This window comes from Novacetimonas cocois, assembly GCF_003311635.1.
Classification (GTDB): domain Bacteria; phylum Pseudomonadota; class Alphaproteobacteria; order Acetobacterales; family Acetobacteraceae; genus Novacetimonas; species Novacetimonas cocois.
Genome location: NZ_QEXL01000018.1, coordinates 38,712 through 61,640, shown reverse-complemented (window position 1 = coordinate 61,640; position 22,929 = coordinate 38,712). Strand labels below are relative to the sequence as shown.

Sequence of the window (22,929 nt, the reverse complement as noted above, 5' to 3'; positions counted from 1 at the left end):
CGCATGACACGCCATGGCCGTGGCGCGGGAACGCGCGCGGGCATGCTTGCCCCGGTGGTGGGGATGCTGGGCCTTCTCCTGCCCCTGACGGTTGCCGGGACGATGGCCGGCGCGGCCTCCCCTTCCCCGCCTGTCATGACGAACCCTGCCGGCTGGCCCACCGAGCAGCAGGCCGGGACCGGCAATGCGGATGACAGTCCCGTCGCCGCCCGTCTTACGGTCTATCTGCGGCTGCTGTCCCCGGCTGGCGGCACGGCGGACGAATACGCCAATTTCCTGACCGAAAGTCCCGACTGGCCCAAACGCAGCGTCATGATCGCGCGTTTCGAGCGTGCCCTGTCACAGGAAAGCGATCCCGCCACCCTGTCGCGCCTGTGCGGGCGCTGGCAGCTGACGACGGCGCAGGCCCTGGCGCATTGCGCCGACGCCGCGGTGCCACCGCCGCCGCGCATCGGGGAATGGGCGCGGGCCGCGTGGATCGCGGGAGCGGATCAGCCCGGTGACGCGCGGCTGCTGTCGCAACGTTTTGGCGCGTTGTTTACCGCCGATGATGAGTGGCGGCGTTTTGAACGGCAGGAACGCGCAGGGCATCTTGGCGCGGCGGACCAGCAGGTCGCGATGCTGGATACGCAATACCAGGCGCTGGCCCGCGCGCGGCTGGCCCTGCGTCGCAACGACGCGAACGCCGAGACCCTGCTGGCTGGCGTTCCGGCAGGGCAGCGTAATGACGCCATGCTGGTGCTCGATCACCTGCGCTGGCTGGATCATGCGCAACGGCTGGACGAGGCCGTGGCATTATGGAAACGGACGGGATTTGCCACGGAACAGCATCAGGACGGCCCGACCGCCGCCCTGTTCTGGCGAGCCCGTGATGCTCTGGCGCGTGATCTGCTGGCGCAGGGGCGAAATCGCGATGCGCTGGACATTGCGGATGACCGTTCTTCCCTGCCGGAAGTCAGTAATTACGACGCGCGATTCCTGACGGGCTGGATACTGCTGCAGCGGCTGCATCAGCCCGCAAGGGCACTGGCACAGTTCGAACCGCTGACGAAGGCGACCGCGCTGATTACCCGAAGCCGTGGACTGTACTGGAGCGGCCGCGCGCAGGAGGCACGTCACAACCGGGCGGCGGCGCGTGAAAGCTGGGGCATGGCCGCCGAACTGGCCAACACTTTCTATGGACAGATGTCGATTGCCGCCCTGCAGGGGAACGCAACCAGCGGGCTGCTTGCCCCCAGCCAGGCGGGACAGCCGGTGCGTGAATATCTGATGCGCCTGCGTACGCCCGAACCCACGGTGGAGGAAGCAGTACGTTTTGACACGTCGGACATGGCGCGCGCGGCCCAGATCCTTGTGTCATGGAATGATTTTCAGCATGCGCGCGATTTTGTCATCCAGCTCGACATACAGGCGACGCGGCCGGTGGAACATGTGCTGGCCGCGCGGCTTGCGACGCGGCTGGCGCTGCCGGATGTCGCGGTCCTTATCGCGCGGCGTGCCGGACGTGACGGAATCGCGCTGGTTGATGACGGATGGCCCCGTCCCTATGTCCCGGCGGAACACGACCTGCCACAGGGACTGGAACTTGCCGTGATGCGGCAGGAAAGCAGCTTCGATCCCGCGATCGTCAGCGGGGCGCATGCGGTGGGCCTGATGCAGCTGCGTCCCGCGACGGGACAGGAACTCGCCCGGCGCACGCATCAGCCCTTCGGCAACGTGACTGCCGCCACCCTGACCAATCCGCAGGTGAACATGACGCTGGGGGCACTCTACCTCCAGCAGTTGATGGAACGTTTTGGCGGCAGCGTGCCCTATCTGCTGGCTGCCTATAACAGCGGGCCGCATCGGGTGGATACGTGGCTGGCGTCGCTGGGCGATCCGGTGCGCGATCATCCTTCAAGCGAGGCGGTGCTGGACTGGATCGAAAGCATCCCGTTCGAGGAGACGCGCAATTACGTCGAACGTGTAGAGGAAAACATGGCTGTCTATCAGGCCCGTGAGGCCCAGCGCGAGGCCGCGCGATAATGCGTTCGGTTGCAAGGATGATCGCCAGTTTCGGCGGATGCGGCTTTGCCCCCCGCGCACCGGGCACCGTCGGGTCGCTGGCGGCGCTGTGGGTGGGGATTCCCCTGCTGCAGCATGCGGCATGGATGGGAATTGCCATCGTGCTGTGCTGCGTCATCGGATATTGGGCGACCGCCACGATTTCCGGGGGGGAAGATCACGGATGGATTGTCATCGACGAGGTGGCGGGCATGTGGCTGTCGATGTGGCCGCTGGCGCCCCTTTCCCCCTTTTCCCTGCGCTGGGCCGATATTTTCTGGCTTGTGCTTGCCTTCGCGCTTTTCAGGCTGTTCGATATCACCAAGCCGGGACCGGTCGGATGGTTCGACAGGCGCCATGATGCGGTGGGTATCATGGGCGACGATATCGTGGCGGGCATGGGCGCGGGCCTGATTGTCATGGCGCTGCATGCCATTGCCTGAACACGGGTTGCAACAACACGACAGGATGCAGGATATGGAACCGTCATTACCGGCCACGATATCGCATGATACATTGCTGCTGCTTGAGGGACTGGCCGCGCGGGGGCGTCGTATCGTCACGGCGGAAAGCTGCACCGGCGGACTGCTGACTGCCGCCCTGACACAGCCACCCGGCGCATCCGAATTCGTGGCCGGTGGGTTCGTGACCTATTCCAATGCGATGAAGATGCGCGTGCTGCAGGTGCCGCAGGTGCTGCTTGACCTGCGTGGCGCGGTCAGCAGCGAGGTCGCCGCCGCCATGGCGGATGGTGCCATCGCCACGGCGCCCGACGCCGACATCGCGGTGTCCATCACCGGGATCGCGGGGCCGGATGGCGGCACCCCCGAAAAGCCGGTGGGGCTGGTCTGGTTTGCCGTCGCGGTGAAGCAGCAGCGGACCCGGACGGTTTCAGCCCTGTTTTCCGGCGACCGCACGGCCATCCGGATGCAGGCAGTCAATTTTGCACAGAAGCTGGTGCTGGAAACTTTGCCTGCCGATTAATACATCGCGACGGTATCGCTGGTTTCCGGTATCCTGATCGGCGGGGATGTCGTTCCCGTTCCCGCGGCCTGAACAGCCTGCGGCTTGCCGTTGGCGGTTCTGGTGGCTTGTGTCGTCGCGGGCGGGGGGGCCAGACTTGCGCGGGCTTTTTTCAGGCTGATGGCATTAAGGTCGGCTGTTTCGGCATCGCTGCCGGGGGCCGGCGTGGTCGTGGATGCATGATGATGCCCGTGCCCCTTGGAAGAGGTGGCCGCATGCGCCGTCCCTCCCCCAGCCAGTCCAATCAGCAGGGACAACAGGATAAAGGAATATTTCATTATAACGTGTTTCCGGGAAGTAGGCATATCCGCAGTCAGGCATTTCCCATCTTGGCGGGTATGGTCGCGGGTTTGGCGGGCGGTACTATCGTGGGTGGCCCATAGATTTCGCGTGCCCGCCGGATAAAGGCCGAAACCATGAGGCGTACGGCCTCGTTGAACACAACGCCGATTGCCGCCTGCAGCAGGCGGGAACGGAACTCGAAATCGACGAAGAAATCGATCAGGCATCCGCGTTCGTCCGGCGTAAAGGTCCAGACATTGTTCAGATAACGGAACGGCCCCTTTTCATAGGTCACACGGATGGTCCGGGGCTGATCCAGGGTGACGCGGCTGGTGAAGGTTTCGCGAAAGGGTCCGAAACCGATCGTCAGGTCCGCAACCAGCAATGTCGCGGTCCGGGTCCTGACCATCGCATTGACGCACCACGGCAGGAACTGCGGGTATTTTCCGACGTCGGCCACCAGATCAAACAGCTGATCCGGGGAATAGGCGATCAACCGACGTTCGGCATGGGTGGGCATTACTTCGTCTCCCTTGCGCCGTTCTGGGTTTCCAGACGCTTCTGTCGCGCGGCCCGCAGTTCCGCAAAGTCGGAGTCCGCATGATACGATGACCGCGTCAGGGGCGAGGAACTGACCTGCAGGAACCCCTTTACCCGGGCCATCGCGGCATAGTCCGCGAACTCCTCCGGCGTGACGAAACGCGCCACCGCGGCATGCTTGACCGTAGGTTGGAGATATTGCCCCAGGGTGATGAAATCAACGTCCGCAATACGCAGGTCATCCATGACCTGAAGTATTTCCGGCTTTTCCTCCCCCAGTCCCAGCATCAGTCCGGATTTGGTGAAGATGGAGGGATCCAGCCGCTTGACATCGTCCAGAAGACGCATGGACTGGTAATAGCGCGCCCCCGGCCTGATGGAGGGATACAGCCGTGGCACGGTCTCCAGGTTATGGTTGAACACGTCCGGCCGCGCTTGGACCACGATTTCCAGTGATCCCGGCTTGCGCAGGAAATCGGGGGTCAGGATTTCGATGGTCGTTGTCGGGGCCGCGTTGCGTATCGCGGTGATGACCCGCGCGAAATGATGCGCCCCCCCGTCGGGCAGGTCGTCGCGATCGACGGAGGTAATGACCACATGCCGCAGTCCCAGCGTGGCCACCGCCTCGGCCACGCGCTGGGGTTCATCCGGGTCCAGCGCGTTCGGCAGGCCGGTGGTGACGTTGCAGAAGGCACAGGCGCGCGTGCAGATTTCGCCCATGATCATCATTGTCGCGTGCCGCTGCGACCAGCATTCGCCAATGTTGGGGCAGGCCGCTTCCTCACACACCGTGACCAGCTTCTGGTCGCGCATCAGCTTGCGTGTTTCGTGGTACACGGGATTGGTCGGCGCGCGCACGCGGATCCAGTCCGGTTTGCGCGCGATGGGATTGTCGGGCCGGTGCGCTTTTTCCGGGTGCCGCGCGGCGGGGGAACCCTCCTTGCGATGATCGATCAGGACACGTACGGACATAACGGTAAAACCCCGAAAAACAGGCAGATATTCACAAGTGGAACGGGTCGTCCCATGCGTCAAGCATTCTTGCGTGCCGGAACCCGGGCCGCAATCACAAGGTCGGGAAACAGGGAAGCGGGGGCATGTCTCCCCTGTCTGACACGCATGCGAATGCCGTCCCGGCCCTCAGAAATGCAGCGCCCCGTCATAGGCCGCAAGCACGGCCTCGTGCATGGTTTCGGAAATGGTGGGATGCGGGAATACCGTTTCCTTCAGTTCCTCGTCCGTCAGTTCGGATGTCCGGGCAATGACATATCCCTGTATCATTTCCGTCACTTCCGCGCCGATCATGTGCGCGCCCAGCAGTTCGCCCGTCTGCGCGTCGAAGATGGTCTTCACCAGCCCTTCCGGCTCGCCCATCGCGATGGCCTTGCCATTGCCGATGAAGGGAAAGCGCCCGACCCTGATCTTGTACCCGGCATCCTTCGCCTTGGCCTCGGTCAGCCCGACGGAGGCGATCTGCGGACGGCAGTAGGTGCAGCCCGGAATGTTCAGCGGGTCCATCGGATGGACCTTGCGCCCGGCAATCATCTCCGCGCACATGACGCCCTCGTGGCTTGCCTTGTGGGCAAGCCATGGCGGCCCGGCAATATCACCGATGGCATAGACCCCCTTCTCCGCCGTGCGGCAATAGGGATCCACCTTGATGTGGGTGCGGTCCACTTCGATCGCCGTGCCTTCCAGCCCGATATTTTCGACATTGCCGACAATGCCGACGGCCGAAATCACTCGATCGACGGTCAGGTCATGCGTCGCGCCCCCGGCCTCGACCTTCAGGGTCACGGTATCGCTTCCCCTGTCGACCGACACGATCCTGGCCCCGGTCAGGATTTTCATGCCCTGCTTTTCAAAGGCCTTGCGCGCCAGCCCGCTTATTTCCTCGTCCTCCACCGGCACGATGCGCTCGGCCACTTCCACGATGGTCACTTCGGAGCCCATGTTGCGATAGAAGGAGGCGAACTCCACCCCGATGGCGCCGGAACCGACCACGACCAGGCGTTTCGGCAGCGATGTCGGCACCATGGCCTCGCGATAGGACCAGATCAGCTTCTGGTCCGGCTCAAGCCCGGGCAGCACGCGCGCCCGCGCGCCCGTGGCGATGATGACATGCGGCGCCAGCACCGTCATGGCCTGTCCGCCCGTGGTCGGCGTGATTGTTACCTTGCGGTTGTCGCCATCGCGCCCGTCAAGGCGGGCAAAGCCGTTGATGACCGTGACCCTGTTCTTTTTGAGCAGGTGTCCCACCCCGGCCGAAAGCTGCGCCGATACGGCGCGTGAGCGTTTGACCACCTTTTCAAGGTCAAAGCGCACATTATCGGCGGCAAAGCCGAATTCCGTCAGGTTATGCAGCAGATGGTTGATTTCCGACGCGCGCAGCAGCGCCTTTGTCGGGATGCATCCCCAGTTCAGGCAGATGCCGCCCAGTTGCGCGGCCTCCACCACTGCGACTTTCAGGCCCAGCTGTCCCGCGCGGATCGCGCTGACATAACCGCCGGGACCGCCGCCAATGATGATGACGTCGAATTTGGTTCCATTCATGTCACGTCACCTCAGACCACGAGACTTAGCGGATTTTCCACGACGGAGCGGAAAACGGATACCCACTGCGCGGCAAGCGCGCCGTCCACCACGCGGTGATCCACCGACAGGGTGACCGTCATGACGGTCGCCGCGCGGATTTCACCATCGCGGACCACCGGACGTGCCTCCCCCGCGGCGATGGCGAGGATGGCCGCCTGTGGCGGGTTGATGATGGCCGAGAATGCCTTGACCCCCATCATCCCCATGTTGGAGATGGAGAAGGTACCCCCCTGGAATTCCTGTGGCTTGAGCTTGCCCGCCCGGGCGCGCTTGATCAGGTCGCGTGTCTCCGCGCTGATCTGGCCCAGGCTTTTCAGGTCGGCCTGCCGCACGATGGGCGTAATCAGCCCGTCGGGGATGGAGACGGCCATGGAGATGTCGATATCGTCATAGACAACCGTGACATCGTCGCCAAACGACACATTCACGTCCGGCACCCGGCGCAGCGTGACGGCCGCGGCCTTGATGAGCATGTCGTTGACCGAAATCTTGTACGCGCCGGCTCCTTCCGCAGGCGATGCCGCGTTGAGCTGTGACCGCAGGGCCAGAAGCGCATCCAGTTCCACATCCATTTCGACATAGAAATGTGGAATGGTCGATTTCGCCTCGCTCAGCCGACGCGCGATCACCTTGCGCATCGTCGAATTCGCAACCGTGTGATGCGCACTGTCGGCCGCGATCGGCGGGGTTGCGGCGGGGGGGGGCGTCGTGGGTTGCGCGGGGGCGGTTGCGGGGGCCGGCGCGGGCTGGCGTGCCGCCTCCTCCACATCTCGGCGGACGATGCGGCCGTTGGGACCGCTGCCCCTGAGGGTGGACAGGTCAATGCCCTTCTGGCTGGCGATGCGCCGCGCCAGGGGGGAGGCAAAGATGCGCTTCCCCTTCCCCTGCGAAGGTTCCGTCGATTTGCGGGGCGCCGCATGATCCGTCGTGGGGGGCGCAACGGTGGTGGCTGCCGCAGGTGCTTCTGGCCCTGAGGCGGCGGGCGGCGTGGCGGTAACCGCGTCCGGCACGGCCTCGCCCTGTGCGACCAGAATGGCGATCGGGGCGTTGACCTTGATGGCTTCCGTCCCTTCGGGCACGAGGATGCGCCCCATTATGCCTTCATCAACGGCCTCGACCTCCATCGTGGCCTTGTCGGTCTCGATTTCGGCGACGACATCGCCCGCGGCAACCGCCTCGCCTTCCTTTTTCAGCCAGCGCGCCAGCTTGCCTTCCGTCATGGTGGGGGACAGGGCCGGCATCAGGATATTTATGGACATCGCGTTGTTTCCTCAGACGATCTGGCGGACGGCATTGAGGATCCACTCGACATTCGGAAGTGCCAGTTTTTCGAGGTTGGCGGCGAAAGGCATCGGTACATCGGCCCCGGCCACGCGCACGGGTGGCGCGTCAAGATAATCGAACGCATGTTCGATGACCTGCATCGCGATTTCCGCCCCGATCCCGGCAAAGGGCCAGCCTTCCTCGACACAGACAAGGCGGCTGGTTTTCCGGACGCTGCTGACGATGGTTTCGGTATCGAGCGGGCGGATCGTGCGCAGGTTGATGACCTCCGCGCTGATGCCCTGTTCCGCCAGTTTCGCGGCGGCTTCCAGCGCCACGCCCACCATGATCGAGAAGGTGACGATGGTTACGTCCGTCCCTTCGCGTTCGATCCTGGCCTTACCGATCGGCAGGATGAATTCCTCGTCCACGGGACAGGGAAATTTCTGTCCATAGAGGATTTCGTTTTCAAGGAAGATGACCGGGTTGGGGTCACGGATCGCCGCGCGCAACAGGCCCTTGGCATCGGCGGCGGACCAGGGCGCGACAACTTTCAGGCCCGGCACATGTCCATACCAGCTTGCATAACACTGCGAATGCTGTGCGCCGACGCGTGCCGCCGCCCCGTTGGGGCCACGGAAAACGATGGGGCACGACATCTGGCCACCGGACATGTAACGGGTCTTGGCGGCGGAGTTGATGATCTGGTCAATGGCCTGCATGGCGAAATTCATCGTCATGAATTCCACGATCGGCTTCAGCCCCGTCAGGGCCGCGCCAACCGCCATGCCGGTAAAGCCCTGTTCGGTAATCGGGGTGTCGATGACCCGCTTTTCACCGAATTCATCCAAAAGGCCCTGTGAAACCTTGTAGGCGCCTTGGTACTGCGCGACTTCCTCGCCAATCAGGAAGACATCCTCGTCCCGGCGCAGTTCCGCGGCCATGGCATCGCGCAGGGCCTCGCGCACCGTAATTTCCTGTGTTTCACCCCAGTCCTTTTCCCCGACCGGCTGTGCCGCGGGCTGGGGCGGCGCTGCGGGGGCCGGCGTTGGCGCCGTCGCGACAGGTGCTGCTGGCGTTGCTGACGTGGACGGCGCGGGTTCGGCAGCCGGCGTGTCGATGGAATTACTTTCCTCATGCGGGGCCAGCAGGATGGCGATGGGGGTGTTGACGGCGATGTTCTCCGTCCCTTCGGGCACCAGGACCCGGCCGATGGTTCCCTCTTCCACCGCTTCGACTTCCATCGTGGCCTTGTCGGTTTCGATTTCGGCGATCACATCGCCGGGCGCCACGCTTTCCCCGGTATTTTTCAGCCAGCGGGCGAGCTTGCCTTCCGTCATCGTGGGAGACAGGGCAGGCATCAGTATCTGTATGGGCATCTCTGTTCAGCTTTCGACAAGCACATCGGTCCACAATTCGGACGGATCTGGTTCGGGGCTGGTCTGGGCGAAATCGCTGGCGTCCGTGACGATGGCCTTGACCTTCGCCTCGATGGATTTCAGTTCGTCTTCCGTCGTGCCCATCGCCAGCAGTTCCCGACGCACCCGGTCGATCGGGTCGTGGTTCTTGCGCATTTCGTCCACTTCGGAACGCTGGCGGTATTTTGCGGGATCGGACATGGAATGGCCGCGATAGCGATAGGTATCAACTTCCAGCAGCACCGGTCCCTTGCCCGCGCGGCAATGGGCGACGGCCTCGTGCGCGGCGCGGCGCACGGCCTCCACATCCATGCCATCGACGTGGAAACCGGGAATGCCCCAGGGTTCGCCATTGCGCCACAGTTCACGCGAGGCGGAGGCGCGTTCGACGCTCGTGCCCATGCCGTAACGGTTGTTTTCGATCACGAAGATGCAGGGCAGCTTGTGCAGCGCGGCGAGGTTGAAGCTTTCGTAAACCTGTCCCTGGTTGGACGCGCCTTCGCCGAAATAGGTGACCGCGACCTCGTCCGTGTTGCGGTATTTATTGGCAAAGGCCAGCCCGATACCCAGCGAGACCTGTGCGCCGACGATGCCATGACCGCCATAGAAATTCTTCTCGCGGGAGAACATGTGCATCGATCCCCCCTTGCCGTGGGAATATCCCCCCTCGCGTCCGGTCAGTTCCGCCATGACGCCGCGCGGGTTCATGCCGGCCGCCAGCATCTGCCCATGGTCGCGGTAGGAGGTGATGATCTTGTCACCGTCCTTGAGCTCCATCTGGATGCCGACCACGACAGCTTCCTGCCCTATGTAAAGGTGACAGAAACCGCCAATCAGTCCCATTCCATACAGCTGTCCGGCGCGTTCCTCGAAACGGCGGATCAGGACCATCTGGTAATAGGCCTCCTGAAGATCGGTCTGGGTCATGCCCTGACTGTTGCGACCGCCTATGTCGGAATCTTGTTTTTCACTCATTGAGCGTCCTTGCATTTTACATGACGTATCGACCGGGGACCGGACCGGATCAGGTGGTTGCCCGGATCAGGTCATTGCGCGGTAACCGGCTGTTGCGGTTCAGTTATCCGGATGGTGATGCTGCCCTTTCATAGGTTCCTGATGCACCGCCTGACTTGTGATGCAGGCAGATGTCACCGATTTCCATGTCACGATCGACAGCCTTGCACATGTCATAAAGTGTCAGCCCCGCGATACTAACGGCTGTCAGGGCTTCCATTTCCACGCCGGTCGGCCCGGTGGTCCGGACGCGTGCCGTAATCTCGATGCCGGACCTGTCGGATGCGGGCACAAGCTCCACCCTCACCGATGACAGCGCCAGCGGATGACACAGGGGGATCAGGTCCGATGTCCGTTTCGCTGCCATGATGCCTGCGATGCGCGCCGTCGCCAGCACGTCACCCTTGGGCGCCGTGCCCGAAAGGATCATGTCCAGCGTGGAGGCGCGCATGCGGATGCGCCCCCGCGCCACGGCCTCGCGACGGGTTTCGGCCTTGTCCGACACATCCACCATGATGGCGTTGCCCGTGGCGTCCAGATGGGAAAGACCGGCCTTCGTCATGCGGGCGTGGTTCCCAGCAGGGCATGCACCGCCTCTTCCAGGTTGTCGCTGCGCAGCAGGCTTTCACCGACCAGAAAGCCGCTTGCGCCCACGGCGTTCAGCTTCATGATGTCTTCATGCGTGCGGATCCCGCTTTCGGAGACGATGATACGATCAGGCGGCACCATCGGTGCAAGTTCCAGTGTGGTGTTCAGATCGGTCTTGAGCGTCTTGAGATTACGGTTGTTGATGCCGATCAGTGACGTATCAAGTGCCAGGGCGCGGTTCAGTTCATGCTCGTCATGCACTTCGACCAGTACATCCATATCAAGTCCGCGTGCGATATCGAGAAGTTCGGCTGCCTCGGCATCCGTCAGGATCGCCATGATCAGCAGGATGCAGTCCGCGCCGATCAGGCGGCTTTCATGGACCTGCCACGGATCGAGGATGAAATCCTTGCGCAGGATGGGCAGCTTGCACGCCTCCCGCACGCGGGTCAGATCTTCCGCGCTGCCATGGAAACACGACCCTTCCGTCAGGACCGAGATACAGGCCGCGCCCGCCTGTTCATACTGCTGGGCGATGACGGTGGGCTGATAGTCGGCACGCAGGATGCCCGCCGACGGGGACGCCTTCTTGATTTCGGCGATCAGGCCGATCTGGTGATCGGCGGTGCGCTGCTTGAGGGCCTGGCCGAACCCGCGCGGCGGGGTTGCGACCTCCCTGGCGCGGGCCGTGATTTCCTTCAGCGGCGTGATGGTTGCGCGTTGTGCGACATCTACCCGGGTACGGGCACAGATCCGGTCGAGCACATCGGGCAAATCATCGGCATCCAGGTCCGAGACAGAATCGGTCTGTTGCGGCATCATTGGCGTGTCGTTCATTTTTTACCCTGTGTTACTCTATTCTGGCCTGTCCGCCCGGTCTTCACGAACGGAGTGCAGCACGGCATGCGCCGCGCCATTGTCGAGAACGTTGGCGGCCAAGGCAACGTTCGCACGCAGGGCGACAATATCAATCCTGTCGTCCCGAATGATATTTCCACGTCCGGCGACATGCAGCGCCACCGCCGCATTGAACAGCACGGTATCGCGATAGGCACCATCCGCGCCCTGCAGCAGCGCGGCAAGGGCGCGGGCGTTATGTTCGGGGGAACCACCCGCAATGGCCTCGATCGGCGCGCAGGACAGGCCCGCGTCCGTCGGCGTCAGGACCAGATCGCGCACGACACCGCCGTCAAGGGCGCAGATCCGGTTTTCCCCCGCAAGGGTCAGTTCATCAACCCATCGGCCATCGCCACAGTTGCCGCTGACGCTCCAGACGCAGTGCGATCCTTCATCATGCAGGGTCTGGACAATCGGGCGCAGCCAGCGCGGATCGAATACGCCGATCATCTGCCGGCGTACCGCCCCCGGATTGCATAGCGGTCCCACCAGGTTGAAAATCGTCCTGAACCCCAGTTCCCGGCGCACGCCACCCACATGCCGCAGGGCAGGATGATGGTTGGGGGCGGCAAGGAACGCCACCCGCCGCGTCAGGACCTGCGTGCGGATATCGTCATGTTCCGTCGGGATGAGGACGCCGAGTTCCTGGAGCACGTCGGTCGCGCCGGAACGCGAGGACAATGCCCGGTTGCCATGCTTGACCACGGGAACGCCAAGCGCTGCCAGCACGAAGGCAACCGCAGTGGACACGTTGAAGGTACCAAGCCCGTCCCCGCCCGTGCCACAGACGTCGATGCATCCATCCGGAAGGTCGGCCACGCCGATCATGCGCGCCCTGATCGCCCTTACCGCCCCGCGCAGTTCGTCGGGCGTTTCGCCCTTCATGTGCAGGGCCGTGAGGAAGGAGGACAGGCGGATGTCGGAAAACTGCCCGTCCATGATCTGCCCGAAGACACATTCCGCCGCGTCATGGGACAGGTCATGTCCCGCCAGCAGGTCCTTCATCACGGTGCGGAAACTGCCAGCCACACGGGAGGACGGGCCTGAAGAATGTTCCATGGCGCGTCAGGCAGCCTTGCGGGGCGTGACGCCATTGCGCGCGATTGCCAGAAAATTGGACAGGATGTCATGCCCGTGTTCTGAGGCAATGCTTTCGGGATGGAACTGCACCCCGAATATCGGCAGGTCACGATGCCGCAGCCCCATGATCACGCCATCGGCCGTCCAGGCCGTGGGGACAAGCGTATCGGGCAACGTGTCGGGATCAACGGTCAGGCTGTGATAGCGCGTGGCGCGGAACGGGTCCGGCAGGCCCGCGAATATGTCTGTCCCGTTGTGCATGACGGGCGATACCTTGCCATGCATGGGCTGGGGCGCGCGTACGACCCTGCCCCCGAAAACCTGCCCGATCGACTGGTGCCCCAGGCAGACGCCAAACATCGGCACCTGTCCTGCCGCACGCGCGATCAGTTCGCAGCAGATCCCTGCCTCGTTCGGGGAACGTGGGCCGGGCGAAAACACGATGGCCTCCGGCTTCAGGGCCAGGGCCTCGTCAACGCTGATGGCATCGTTGCGCCGTACGTCGCAGCGTTCCCCAAGATCCCCCAGATAGTGGACAAGGTTGAAGGTAAAGCTGTCATAATTGTCGATCAGAAGGATCATGTCGATATCATGACCTTGTGGCGGGGCATGGTCAAATCCCTGTTCGGATGAACGGTAAAATAAATGTGTATATTTCCGTACAACATCTATTCATCCGTGTTTCCATCCCGGTCGCGCGTGGCAAAGCGGACCGCCTCCTCCGCCGCGCGGAACAGGGCGCGCGCCTTCTGGCGGGTTTCCTCGTATTCCGCTTCCGGCACGCTGTCGGCCACGACGCCACATCCGGCCTGCACATACATCTTCCCGTTCCTGACGACGGCCATGCGCAGGCCGATGCAGGTGTCCATCTGCCCTTCCGGCCCGAAATAGCCGATGCACCCGGCATAGGTCGCCCGTCGCGTGGGTTCGACCTCGTCAATGATTTCCATGGCCCGGATCTTGGGCGCGCCCGTCAGGGTGCCTGCGGGGAAACCCGCCATGAGGGCGTCAAGCCCCTCCAGCTCAGGGCGCAGCGTGCCCTCCACGTTGGAGGAGATATGCATGACGTGGCTGAACCGTTCGATGACGAACTGTTCCGTCACCCTGACCGAGCCGAGTTCGCACGCCTTTCCCACGTCATTGCGGCCAAGGTCGATCAGCATCAGATGTTCGGCCCGTTCCTTCGGGTCCGCCAGAAGATCCTGCTCCAGGGCAAGATCCTCGGCCGCCGTGCGTCCGCGTGGACGTGTCCCCGCCAGCGGGCGGACCGTCATCGTGCCATCGCGCAGGCGCACCAGGATTTCCGGCGAGGACCCCACGAGGCTGAACCCGTCGAGATCCAGATAAAACAGGAAGGGTGCGGGATTGATGCGGCGCAGGGCGCGATACAGCGCAAAGGGCGGCAGGGTGAAATCCGCCTCGAACCGCTGGCTGGGCACCACCTGGAACGCATCGCCGGCCGCGATGTAATCCTGGATGCGACGCACCATCGCGCAGAATTCGTCCCGCGTGAACGGGGATCGCGGGACCGGCGGCGCAAGCGGTGCCGCATGGCTCCGTGGCGCAGGCAGGGGCGTGGCCAGTGCGGCGCGCGCCTCCTGCAGCAGCTTCTGCCCCTTTTCCCGTATCGCCTCCGGCGACTGCGTGGCATCGGGCCGCAATGGCACGGCCAGCAGCAGTTCATCGCGCACGGTATCGAAAATGGCGAACAGGCCGGGCCGGATCATGATCCCTTCGGGCAGGTCCAGATCGTCGGGCGGAATGTCTGGCAGACGTTCGATCTGCCGGATCATGTCATAGCCCAGATAGCCGAAGACGCCGCCCGTCATGGGGGGCAGGTAATCCGGCAGTTCGATGCGGCTGGCATGAAGGATGTCGCGCAGGGAGTCCAGCGGGGGCCGGGACTGTGGCACGAATTCGTGCCGGTCGGCGGCCGGGTCGCTGCATATGCTGGCCCTGCCGTCATGGCAGCGCCAGATCAGGTCGGGAAGCAGCCCGATGACGGAATAGCGGCCCCGCGAAATCCCCCCCTCCACGCTTTCGAACAGGAAGGCATTGCGTCCGCCATTACCGCCCCCGTGCCGGGCGGCCAGTGACGACAGATGCAGGAACGCTGCAACCGGCGTCAGCAGGTCGGCGGGTTCGACCCGCCATGCGATCGTCGGTCGCCCCTGACGCAGGATCGCTAGCGCGTCCTCCCTGTCGGGGGCAGGCATGGCCTGAAACGAAGGAATGAACTGTGATGGGTCCGTGCTCACTGTCCTGCCTCTGGATTGCCCTTGCCGGAAACGGCCGACATGACCGCGTTGATGGCGCTTGGGTTGGGCTTGGGCTTTACCGTGGCCTGCAGGGCCATGGCATAGCTCATCTCCACATCATCGGCCACGGCCTGCGTCAGGCTGGCGCGGATACGGTCAAACAGCATGCGCTGCGTTGACGGATCGGGCCGCGAAATGTCCGTCAGGGTCGCGACGTAAAAGGCGCCATCGGCCTCGATCATCAGGCTCTGTCCCGGATGGTCAAGGCGGAATGCGATTTCCGCGACCTCGTGCGGGACATCGGGCGTATCATGGGTGCGCGAGAATTCGGCGCTGTGAACCAGATCGGCAATGGCGGGCTGGAGATGCGCCAGCCCTCCGCCATCCTGCGCCCGGTTGTAAAGGTCGGTGGCGGACTGGTCCGCGGCATGGCGCTGCGCATCCGCCATCCACGCATCGCGCACCTTGCCGGCGGACGCTTCATAGGACTGGGGCTGGGCTGGGGTGATGCCATCGACCATGACGGCGTACCACGTCCCTTCCGGCCCCTGGATCAGTTCGGGGCTGCCGCCCTTGGGCTGGGTGAAGATGCGTCCGGTGATGGCCTGCCTGACGGCGTCGCTGCCGGGGATAGGGGCAGGCGTGCCTTCTTGCGTCATGCCGTGGGCGTCGATGTTGCCGGACATGGCAGCTGCCCCGATGTCGGTCGGAATGGAATCCAGCCCGCCGCCGGCGATGGCGTCCTGAAGCTTCTGGACCCGATCGCCCATCTGCGCCTGCACCTGTTCGGCGACGGCCTGCGACTGCAGCGCGGGGCGCGCGGATTCAAAATCCGAAACATGCGCGGGCGTGACATGCGTGACGCGGAAGATCGCCCAGCCGCCATCGGTATGGACGGGGGGCTGGATCGCATCGGCCGGCGCCGCGAAAATCTTTCGTCCCAGATCCTGCGAAGGCACGGAGGCGATGCGGATGTCGTTCATTTCCACGCTGGCGCTGTCCCTGCCCGCGTCTTTCTGCATCGCATCCCAGTTCGCGCCCTGCTGCCATGTGTTCAGCAGTTCGCGGGCGCGGGCCTCGGTCGGGGCGGTGATGACCTGAACGGAGCGTGTCTCTGGCGTGTTGAACCGCTGTGACTGCTGTTCATACATATGACGCAGGTCGGCGTCCGGAATGGTGATTGAACGGGCCATCGTCTCGGGCGACAGCACCACGATTCGGGCATGCCGGTATTCCGGGGCCTGGAACAGCCACGGATGGTTGGCGTAAAAACGGTGCATCTGTGCGTCGGTGGGCGCGGCCGGCGTCTGCGATGCGAAGGGAACGCGCACGATGTCGACCCTGCGTGTCTGGGCCTCGAGGTCGAAGATGCGGCGCGTCAGGATGTCGGGCGCGGTCGCGCCGCTGCGAATCGGTTCCATCAGCGCCTTCGATGCCTGTTCCGCCCGGACAAGTTCGATCAGCCGCCCTTCCGTCATGCCGCTGTTGCGCAGCCTGTTGTTGAACAGGTCGCGGTCGAACTTGCCGTTCTTGTCCTGAAAGGCGGGAATGGCGAAGATTTCGGCGCGCACCGCGCTGTCGGGCACGAGCAGCCCGTGATTGCGCGCGGCCAGCGCCACTTCGGCCTGAAGGACAAGGCGCTGGAGGACCTGCTGAGCAATCTGTTCACGCGTGGTGGCGGGGATCTGTGATGGATCCTGCAGATGCATCTGCTGCGCGATCTGGGGCATTTCCGTGCGCAGCGCCTGTTCATAGGCGGGCACAAGGATGGGGTCTGGCCCAACGCGGGCCACGACATCGGCGCGTTCGGTGCCGATGTTCATCAGGACGTCGCCCACGCCCCATCCCACGAAAGTCAGGAAAAACAGCCCCACGACAATCCTGCCGACCCAGGAATCGACAAAAATACGGCACAAGAATGATAGCATGCAGACACCAGACCCAGACGAAAATCGGCAAGTAACGCAGCATGACCCATGCGCGCATGGCATGGATGGGCCACTTTTTCAGCAGCGGCACCATACGGCCCCCCCGGACATTTGACCAGAAGGCAGTTCGGCACGCCCCTGCCCCGCCGCATGGATGGCTTGCCATCCGTCGGGGGGGATGGTGTAGGCTGAAGGAAACAGGCTGCCGGTTCCCTGCGCCACCACGGGGTTGAGGATCGGTGGAATCGCAGTTTCAGTATGTGCATTACCGGAAAAAGCAGCAATGAAGCAGATAATCGTCGGCAACTGGAAAATGCATGGCATGACAGCCGACGCCGCCAAGGTGGCCGATGACATCGGCGCGGCCATGTCCGAGGACGTCTCCGGCGCGCAGGTGGTCGTCTGCCCGCCCTTCACGCAGCTTGCCCTGATCGGGCCGAAACTGCGCGAACATGGAATCGCGCTCGGCGCACAGGACTGCCATCAGGATCCCTGCGGGGCGCATACCGGTGACATCGCGGCCAGCATGCTGCGCGATCTGGGCGTCGAATACGTGATCCTGGGCCATTCCGAACGCAGGCGCGATCACAATGAACTCGACGAAATCGTGCGTGAAAAGGCGGTCGCGGCGGCGGCGGCCGGGCTGACCCCCATCGTGTGCGTGGGCGAAAATGCCGACCAGCGCGCGGCGGGAGATTCGCAGGAGACCGTGGGATGGCAGATCCAGGGATCCCTGCCGCAGGGTTTCACAGGGATCGTGGCCTATGAGCCGGTATGGGCGATCGGGTCGGGAACGGCGGCGTCCCAGCAGGATATCGCGGACATGACCCTGTTTATCCGCGAGGAACTGGTGCGGCAGTTCGGCGATGCTGGTAAAACCATAAAAATCCTTTATGGTGGGTCGGTCAACGGACGTAATGCCGCCGATATCCTGCCCATCGCCAATGTCGGTGGCGCGCTGGTCGGAAACGCCAGCCTGGCGGCGGATACGTTCATGCCGATCGTCCGCGCGGCGGTCGATATCTGATTTCATCCACCCCGTCCAAGGGGGGATAGCTGGGAACAAGTATGATCACGGTCCTTCTTTTGTTGCATCTGTTTGTCACGGTGGCACTGATCGGGACGATCCTGATCCAGCGCAGCGAGGGAGGCGGTCTTGGAATCGGAAGTTCCCAGGGGATGGGATCATTCATGTCTGGACGCGGCACCGCGACGCTGCTGACGCGTTCCACCGCGATCCTGGGCACCATTTTCATGGTGCTGTCGCTGACGCTGGCGATCATGAACCGTGGTGCCTCGTCCGGTGTGGGGCATGATATCCTTGCTCAGCCCCCTGCCCCTTCAGCTCCGGCTTCTTCGGCTCCGTCGGGTCATTGATCGCGTGACGGCCCGGTTCGCCCCATGTCGGGCGCCGGGCCGGATATTTTTTTGCCCATGATGCGTGATGGCGCCCATGATGGGCCTTTCATGTCGGGGCCAAGCAGTGTAGGAAGGCCTTCCATGACGCGGTTTGTATTCATCACCGGCGGCGTGGTGTCCTCCCTCGGCAAAGGCATTGCTTCTGCTGCCCTTGCCGCCCTCCTTCAGGCCCGTGGCTATCGGGTCCGGTTGCGCAAGCTCGATCCCTATCTCAATGTAGATCCCGGGACGATGAGTCCCTACCAGCACGGCGAGGTCTTCGTGACCGATGACGGTGCTGAGACCGATCTTGACTTGGGGCATTACGAGCGTTTTACCGGCGTGCCCGCGACCAAGGCCGACAATGCCACGACGGGCCAGATCTATTCCGATGTGATCGCGCGCGAACGGCGTGGCGAATATCTGGGCGCGACCGTGCAGGTCATTCCCCACATCACCAATGCGATCAAGGAAATGGTCGTCGCCGGGACCGAGGACGTTGATTTCGTCCTTGTCGAAATCGGTGGCACGGTGGGCGATATCGAAAGCCTGCCCTTCCTGGAATCCATCCGTCAGCTGCGCAACGATCTGGCGCCCGAACAGACGATGTTCATTCATCTGACGCTGCTGCCGTGGATCGCGGCGGCGGGTGAGCTCAAGACCAAGCCCACGCAGCATTCGGTCAAGGAACTGCAGAATGTCGGCATCCAGCCCCAGATGCTGGTCTGCCGTTCCGATCGCGAAATTCCGGCCAATGAGCGCCGCAAGATCGCCAGTTTCTGCAATGTGCGGCCAGAGGCGGTCATCGCGGCGCGCGATGTCGATACCATCTATGCCTGTCCCATTTCCTATCACGCGGAAGGCATGGATACGGAGGTGCTGCGTCATTTCGGCCTGCCCGCGGATGAGGAGCCGGACCTGTCGCGGTGGGAACATATCGTCGATGCCATCCGTCATCCCGAACGCGAAGTGACGATCACGGTCGTGGGCAAGTACACCGCCCTGCTCGACAGCTACAAATCCCTGATCGAGGCACTGCATCACGGGGGCATCGCCCATCGTGCTAAGGTCCGCCTGAACTGGGTCGAGGCCGAAGCGTTCGAAAAATCCGACGACAGCCTTCAGGCGCTGGCGCGGTCGGATGCCATCCTTGTGCCCGGTGGATTCGGGGAGCGCGGGTCCGAAGGCAAGATCCGCGCGGTGCGGTTCGCGCGTGAAAACAATATCCCGTTCCTGGGGATCTGTTTTGGCATGCAGATGGCGGTCATCGAATGCGCCCGCAACCTTGCCGGGCTGCCTGATGCCTCTTCGACCGAATTCGGTCCCACCGATGAACCGCTGGTCGGTCTGATGACGGAATGGGCGCGGGGCAACGAACTGCTGCGCCGGCGTGAAGGGGGCGAGCTTGGCGGGACGATGCGGCTTGGCTCCTACCCCGCCCATCTGGCGGAGGGATCGCGTGCCGCGGCCATCTATGGCAAGACGGATATCCGGGAGCGTCACCGCCATCGTTACGAGGTGAACGTTCATTACCGCGACCAGCTGGAAAAGACGGGACTGCGTTTTTCCGGCATGTCGCCCGACGGCATCCTGCCCGAAATCGTCGAATATCCCGATCATCCCTGGTTCATTGCGGTCCAGTACCATCCCGAACTGCTGTCGAAGCCGTTTGATCCGCACCCGCTGTTTTCAGGTCTGGTGGGCGCTGCGCTGGAACGCGGGGCACGCAAGTGAACCTGCAGCCCGAAAACCCGCAGGTGGATATCCGTGTCGGAGAGCTGGTGATTGGCAATGACAGGCCATTCGTCCTGATTGCCGGCCCCTGCCAGATCGAATCGGAGGCCCATGCGATGGAGACCGCCGATGCGATCCATGCCATCACGCATCGGCTGGGAATCGGGCTGATTTACAAAAGCTCGTTCGACAAGGCCAATCGCACCAGCCTGACGAGTGCGCGGGGAGTCGGGGCCGGCAAGGGTCTGGAAATCCTTGCCCGCGTGCGGGAGCGTTTCAGGATTCCCGTCCTGACCGATGTCCACCTTCCGGAGCAGTGCGCTCCCGCAGCCGAGGCGGTTGACGTCCTTCAGATTCCAGCATTCCTGTGCCGCCAGACCGACCTGCTTCTTGCTGCGGGGGAGACAGGGGCTGCCATCAATGTAAAAAAGGGGCAGTTCCTGGCGCCGTGGGACATGGCCCATGTCGCGGCCAAGATCGCCTCCACCGGCAACGAGCGCATCATGCTGTGCGAGCGTGGCACGTCGTTTGGCTACAACACGCTGGTCAATGACATGCGTGGCCTGCCGATCATGGCGCAGACCGGATTCCCGATTGTCTATGATGCGACCCATTCGGTGCAGCAGCCGGGCGGACTGGGAAGTTCATCGGGCGGTCAGCGGCAGTTCGCCCCAATCCTGAGCCGCGCTGCACTGGCGATCGGGGTCGCGGCCGTATTCATCGAAACGCACGAAGATCCGGACAATGCCCCCAGTGACGGGCCGAACATGATCCCGCTGTCGCAGATGGAGGCCCTGCTTGCCAATCTGCAGCGTTATGACCGTCTGACCAAGGAACGGGCCTGATCGCATCTGGCCCGGTTTATGTGAAAAGGCGGCCTGTCAGGCGGTGTATTTCCACGACAGCGCCATGACCGCGACCGCCAGCAGACAGACTTCCACCACGGTAATGACAATCCACTGCAGCGTCATGTAACCGCGTGGCATCGCCCCCCGGCGCCATGCCGCGCGCTCCACCGCCAGTGTGGCCGCGAATCCGGCCATAAGCATCATCAGTGCGGCCAGTTCATGAAACATTGCCACGCATAGCGAAAGCCAGCCGATCCCGGCAGGGACCGCGCCCAGCAGCAGCCGATAGCTGTTGATCTTTCCCGGCGTCTGGCCCGGAGTGATTATGGCGGGCGTATCCAGCGCCAGTCCCCAGTGAATGGCCCCCATGAAGGACAGCATCACCGCCGCGTAGCCGACGGTGACCTCCAGCATGCGGGGTGTCACCGTGGGGGAAAGGAAAATGATGGCGCAGGCACACCCGACAATGGGAATGAGGCTGGCGATGCCCATGACCATGGCCAGAAGGGGAAGACGTTTCACGACGGCATGCTCTCCTCGGTAGTTTGTATCTTATCGCACTCTGACATGTGACACGTCATATGTTTCTGGTATCGTTTCACGCACTGGGTATCGAGGGACGTCCGGTTTTTGATACCTCAATAAACTCTGGAAAAAGAGGAAACGAATAGCATGAGCGCCATTATCGACATCATCGCCCGCGAAATTCTCGACAGTCGCGGCAACCCGACCGTGGAAGTGGATGTGGAACTGGCCTCGGGCGCGAAGGGACGCGCGGCAGTGCCGTCCGGCGCGTCCACTGGCGCACATGAAGCGGTTGAGCTGCGCGATGGCGACAGGTCGCGTTTCGGCGGCAAGGGCGTGCTGAAGGCTGTCGGCAACGTTGAAAACGAGATCCTGGGTGCATTGCAGGGTGTCGAATCCAGCGATCAGGTTGCGATTGACGAGGCCATGATCGACCTGGACGGGACCCCGAACAAATCCCGTCTGGGCGCGAATGCCATCCTTGGCGTTTCCCTGGCGGTAGCCAAGGCGACGGCGGAGGAACTGCAGGTTCCGTTCTATCGGTATGTGGGGGGCGTTTATGCCCGCACGCTGCCGGTGCCGATGATGAACATCATCAATGGCGGGCAGCATGCGGACAATCCCATCGACATCCAGGAATTCATGATCCAGCCGATTGGCGCCCCGACCGTGACCGACGCGATCCGGATGGGATCGGAAATCTTCGCGCAGCTTAAAAAGAGCCTGTCGGGCGCCGGATACAACACCAATGTCGGTGACGAAGGCGGGTTCGCCCCTGCCCTGAAATCAGCGGACGAGGCCTTGGGATTCATCAGTCGCGCGGTGGAGGCGGCAGGCTACCGTCTGGGGGATGACATCACGTTCGCCCTCGATTGCGCCGCGACCGAATTCTATCACGATGGCCGCTATGACCTTAAGGGCGAAGGCAAGTCGCTGGATGCCGGTGGCATGATCGCCTATCTGGCCGACCTTGCCGCGCGTTATCCCATCATTTCCATCGAGGACGGCCTGGCTGAGGATGACTGGGAAGGATGGGCGGAACTGACCGCCAATCTGGGGGGAAAGCTGCAGCTGGTGGGTGATGACCTGTTCGTCACCAATCCCGATCGCCTGCGGCGCGGGATCAAGGCGGGGGTCGCCAATTCCCTGCTGGTGAAGGTCAACCAGATCGGCACCCTTAGCGAGACGCTGGAAGCCGCCCAAATGGCGCAGCATGCCGGTTATACCGCCGTCATGAGCCATCGTTCGGGGGAGACGGAGGATTCCACCATTGCCGATCTGGCGGTGGCGACGAACTGCGGGCAGATCAAGACGGGGTCCCTGTCGCGTTCCGACCGGACGGCAAAATATAACCAGCTGATCCGAATCGAAAACGAACTGGCAACCGCGGCCCGCTATGCCGGGCGGACAATCCTCAAGGGACACTGAAAGCGCCCGGGCATCGGCGACGTTCGTGGGCGGAAAGCTCTCGCGCGACGTCGCCGGTATCGGAAAA

The 22,929-nt window shown here is 63.1% G+C and carries 22 protein-coding genes; 8 read left to right on the top strand and 14 right to left on the bottom strand.

What is annotated here, in order from left to right:
* The first annotated feature begins 3 nt into the window (after positions 1-3).
* Genes NJLHNGOC_RS12970 through NJLHNGOC_RS12960 form a run of 3 tightly spaced genes read left to right on the top strand, consistent with a single transcriptional unit; the run spans position 4 to position 3,027 of the window.
* Positions 4-2,025: a lytic transglycosylase domain-containing protein gene (locus NJLHNGOC_RS12970; protein ID WP_239021527.1), complete on the top strand. Its 2,022-nt coding sequence runs from the start codon at positions 4-6 to the stop codon at positions 2,023-2,025.
* Complete coding sequence (locus tag NJLHNGOC_RS12965; protein ID WP_113596737.1) at positions 2,025-2,486, top strand: phosphatidylglycerophosphatase A family protein; 462 nt, start codon at positions 2,025-2,027, stop codon at positions 2,484-2,486. Before NJLHNGOC_RS12970 ends, NJLHNGOC_RS12965 begins: the two co-directional genes overlap by 1 nt.
* A gap of 34 nt (positions 2,487-2,520) precedes the next feature.
* Entirely contained in the window at positions 2,521-3,027 is a 507-nt protein-coding gene (locus NJLHNGOC_RS12960) for a CinA family protein (protein WP_113596764.1), read from the top strand.
* On the opposite strand, the gene NJLHNGOC_RS16180 is transcribed toward NJLHNGOC_RS12960, so the two are convergent.
* From NJLHNGOC_RS16180 to NJLHNGOC_RS12895, 13 genes are all read right to left on the bottom strand, one after another.
* Positions 3,024-3,344, bottom strand: coding sequence for a hypothetical protein (locus NJLHNGOC_RS16180; protein ID WP_206059795.1), 321 nt, complete (start codon positions 3,342-3,344; stop codon positions 3,024-3,026). The two genes, NJLHNGOC_RS12960 and NJLHNGOC_RS16180, sit on opposite strands and share 4 nt — an antisense overlap.
* 35 nt (positions 3,345-3,379) lie before the next feature.
* Positions 3,380-3,868, bottom strand: a complete 489-nt coding sequence (locus NJLHNGOC_RS12950; protein ID WP_110529275.1) for a type II toxin-antitoxin system RatA family toxin — start codon at positions 3,866-3,868, stop codon at positions 3,380-3,382.
* Positions 3,868-4,860, bottom strand: a complete 993-nt coding sequence (gene lipA, locus NJLHNGOC_RS12945; RefSeq protein ID WP_110560024.1) for a lipoyl synthase — start codon at positions 4,858-4,860, stop codon at positions 3,868-3,870. Before lipA ends, NJLHNGOC_RS12950 begins: the two co-directional genes overlap by 1 nt.
* 168 nt (positions 4,861-5,028) lie before the next feature.
* Positions 5,029-6,441, bottom strand: coding sequence for a dihydrolipoyl dehydrogenase (gene lpdA / locus NJLHNGOC_RS12940; RefSeq protein WP_113596736.1), 1,413 nt, complete (start codon positions 6,439-6,441; stop codon positions 5,029-5,031).
* A gap of 11 nt (positions 6,442-6,452) precedes the next feature.
* Entirely contained in the window at positions 6,453-7,742 is a 1,290-nt protein-coding gene (locus NJLHNGOC_RS12935) for a pyruvate dehydrogenase complex dihydrolipoamide acetyltransferase (protein ID WP_113596735.1), read from the bottom strand.
* A 12-nt stretch (positions 7,743-7,754) separates the two neighbouring features.
* Positions 7,755-9,125: a pyruvate dehydrogenase complex E1 component subunit beta gene (locus NJLHNGOC_RS12930; protein ID WP_113596734.1), complete on the bottom strand. Its 1,371-nt coding sequence runs from the start codon at positions 9,123-9,125 to the stop codon at positions 7,755-7,757.
* 6 nt (positions 9,126-9,131) lie between these two features.
* Positions 9,132-10,091, bottom strand: coding sequence for a pyruvate dehydrogenase (acetyl-transferring) E1 component subunit alpha (gene pdhA / locus NJLHNGOC_RS12925; RefSeq protein WP_239021529.1), 960 nt, complete (start codon positions 10,089-10,091; stop codon positions 9,132-9,134).
* A gap of 151 nt (positions 10,092-10,242) precedes the next feature.
* Positions 10,243-10,740, bottom strand: a complete 498-nt coding sequence (gene moaC, locus NJLHNGOC_RS12920) for a cyclic pyranopterin monophosphate synthase MoaC (RefSeq protein ID WP_110529256.1) — start codon at positions 10,738-10,740, stop codon at positions 10,243-10,245.
* On the bottom strand, positions 10,737-11,588 hold the full coding sequence (gene trpC, locus NJLHNGOC_RS12915; RefSeq protein ID WP_113596732.1) for an indole-3-glycerol phosphate synthase TrpC: 852 nt from the start codon (positions 11,586-11,588) through the stop codon (positions 10,737-10,739). Before trpC ends, moaC begins: the two co-directional genes overlap by 4 nt.
* Before the next feature lie 33 nt (positions 11,589-11,621).
* On the bottom strand, positions 11,622-12,722 hold the full coding sequence (gene trpD, locus NJLHNGOC_RS12910) for an anthranilate phosphoribosyltransferase (RefSeq protein ID WP_113596731.1): 1,101 nt from the start codon (positions 12,720-12,722) through the stop codon (positions 11,622-11,624).
* A gap of 6 nt (positions 12,723-12,728) precedes the next feature.
* The gene (locus NJLHNGOC_RS12905; RefSeq protein WP_113596730.1) at positions 12,729-13,325 is read right to left on the bottom strand and encodes an anthranilate synthase component II; all 597 of its coding nucleotides are present in this window, start codon (positions 13,323-13,325) and stop codon (positions 12,729-12,731) included.
* An 86-nt stretch (positions 13,326-13,411) separates the two neighbouring features.
* A complete protein-coding gene (gene trpE / locus NJLHNGOC_RS12900) occupies positions 13,412-14,959 on the bottom strand; it encodes an anthranilate synthase component I (RefSeq protein ID WP_113596763.1) in 1,548 nt (515 codons plus the stop codon).
* A gap of 38 nt (positions 14,960-14,997) precedes the next feature.
* Positions 14,998-16,929, bottom strand: a complete 1,932-nt coding sequence (locus NJLHNGOC_RS12895) for a peptidylprolyl isomerase (protein WP_113596729.1) — start codon at positions 16,927-16,929, stop codon at positions 14,998-15,000.
* A 283-nt stretch (positions 16,930-17,212) separates the two neighbouring features.
* Here NJLHNGOC_RS12895 and tpiA point away from each other — a divergent pair, with 283 nt between their 5' ends.
* The 4 genes from tpiA to kdsA all read left to right on the top strand — a co-directional run bounded on the left by tpiA (position 17,213) and on the right by kdsA (position 20,906).
* Positions 17,213-17,956 carry a triose-phosphate isomerase gene (gene tpiA, locus NJLHNGOC_RS12890; RefSeq protein ID WP_113596728.1) on the top strand — a complete coding sequence of 248 codons (744 nt, stop codon included), beginning with the start codon at positions 17,213-17,215 and terminating at the stop codon, positions 17,954-17,956.
* A gap of 41 nt (positions 17,957-17,997) precedes the next feature.
* Positions 17,998-18,306 carry a preprotein translocase subunit SecG gene (gene secG, locus NJLHNGOC_RS12885; RefSeq protein ID WP_113596727.1) on the top strand — a complete coding sequence of 103 codons (309 nt, stop codon included), beginning with the start codon at positions 17,998-18,000 and terminating at the stop codon, positions 18,304-18,306.
* A 123-nt stretch (positions 18,307-18,429) separates the two neighbouring features.
* Positions 18,430-20,061, top strand: coding sequence for a CTP synthase (locus NJLHNGOC_RS12880; protein WP_113596762.1), 1,632 nt, complete (start codon positions 18,430-18,432; stop codon positions 20,059-20,061).
* Positions 20,062-20,063: 2 nt separating this feature from the next.
* The gene (kdsA, locus tag NJLHNGOC_RS12875) at positions 20,064-20,906 is read left to right on the top strand and encodes a 3-deoxy-8-phosphooctulonate synthase (protein ID WP_113596761.1); all 843 of its coding nucleotides are present in this window, start codon (positions 20,064-20,066) and stop codon (positions 20,904-20,906) included.
* Positions 20,907-20,942: 36 nt separating this feature from the next.
* Here the strand turns inward: kdsA and NJLHNGOC_RS12870 are convergent, their stop codons facing one another.
* Complete coding sequence (locus tag NJLHNGOC_RS12870) at positions 20,943-21,431, bottom strand: DUF3429 domain-containing protein (protein WP_113596726.1); 489 nt, start codon at positions 21,429-21,431, stop codon at positions 20,943-20,945.
* Positions 21,432-21,581: 150 nt separating this feature from the next.
* Between NJLHNGOC_RS12870 and eno the strand changes: the two genes are divergently transcribed.
* Positions 21,582-22,862, top strand: coding sequence for a phosphopyruvate hydratase (gene eno, locus NJLHNGOC_RS12865; RefSeq protein WP_113596725.1), 1,281 nt, complete (start codon positions 21,582-21,584; stop codon positions 22,860-22,862).
* Positions 22,863-22,929 lie beyond the last annotated feature (67 nt).

Excerpts from the sequence above, each read along its gene's own strand:
- NJLHNGOC_RS12930 (WP_113596734.1), bottom strand. The coding sequence starts at position 9,125 with ATGCCCATACAGATACTGATGCCTGCCCTGTCTCCCACGATGACGGAA.
- lipA (WP_110560024.1), bottom strand. The coding sequence starts at position 4,860 with ATGTCCGTACGTGTCCTGATCGATCATCGCAAGGAGGGTTCCCCCGCC.
- trpE (WP_113596763.1), bottom strand. The coding sequence starts at position 14,959 with ATGCCTGCCCCCGACAGGGAGGACGCGCTAGCGATCCTGCGTCAGGGG.
- NJLHNGOC_RS12935 (WP_113596735.1), bottom strand. The coding sequence starts at position 7,742 with ATGTCCATAAATATCCTGATGCCGGCCCTGTCCCCCACCATGACGGAA.
- NJLHNGOC_RS16180 (WP_206059795.1), bottom strand. The coding sequence starts at position 3,344 with ATGAAATATTCCTTTATCCTGTTGTCCCTGCTGATTGGACTGGCTGGG.
- NJLHNGOC_RS12905 (WP_113596730.1), bottom strand. The coding sequence starts at position 13,325 with ATGATCCTTCTGATCGACAATTATGACAGCTTTACCTTCAACCTTGTC.
- tpiA (WP_113596728.1), top strand. The coding sequence starts at position 17,213 with ATGAAGCAGATAATCGTCGGCAACTGGAAAATGCATGGCATGACAGCC.
- pdhA (WP_239021529.1), bottom strand. The coding sequence starts at position 10,091 with ATGACCCAGACCGATCTTCAGGAGGCCTATTACCAGATGGTCCTGATC.
- NJLHNGOC_RS12895 (WP_113596729.1), bottom strand. The coding sequence starts at position 16,929 with ATGCTATCATTCTTGTGCCGTATTTTTGTCGATTCCTGGGTCGGCAGG.
- NJLHNGOC_RS12950 (WP_110529275.1), bottom strand. The coding sequence starts at position 3,868 with ATGCCCACCCATGCCGAACGTCGGTTGATCGCCTATTCCCCGGATCAG.
- lpdA (WP_113596736.1), bottom strand. The coding sequence starts at position 6,441 with ATGAATGGAACCAAATTCGACGTCATCATCATTGGCGGCGGTCCCGGC.
- trpC (WP_113596732.1), bottom strand. The coding sequence starts at position 11,588 with ATGATGCCGCAACAGACCGATTCTGTCTCGGACCTGGATGCCGATGAT.
- trpD (WP_113596731.1), bottom strand. The coding sequence starts at position 12,722 with ATGGAACATTCTTCAGGCCCGTCCTCCCGTGTGGCTGGCAGTTTCCGC.
- NJLHNGOC_RS12965 (WP_113596737.1), top strand. The coding sequence starts at position 2,025 with ATGCGTTCGGTTGCAAGGATGATCGCCAGTTTCGGCGGATGCGGCTTT.
- NJLHNGOC_RS12960 (WP_113596764.1), top strand. The coding sequence starts at position 2,521 with ATGGAACCGTCATTACCGGCCACGATATCGCATGATACATTGCTGCTG.
- secG (WP_113596727.1), top strand. The coding sequence starts at position 17,998 with ATGATCACGGTCCTTCTTTTGTTGCATCTGTTTGTCACGGTGGCACTG.
- NJLHNGOC_RS12970 (WP_239021527.1), top strand. The coding sequence starts at position 4 with ATGACACGCCATGGCCGTGGCGCGGGAACGCGCGCGGGCATGCTTGCC.
- NJLHNGOC_RS12880 (WP_113596762.1), top strand. The coding sequence starts at position 18,430 with ATGACGCGGTTTGTATTCATCACCGGCGGCGTGGTGTCCTCCCTCGGC.
- eno (WP_113596725.1), top strand. The coding sequence starts at position 21,582 with ATGAGCGCCATTATCGACATCATCGCCCGCGAAATTCTCGACAGTCGC.
- moaC (WP_110529256.1), bottom strand. The coding sequence starts at position 10,740 with ATGACGAAGGCCGGTCTTTCCCATCTGGACGCCACGGGCAACGCCATC.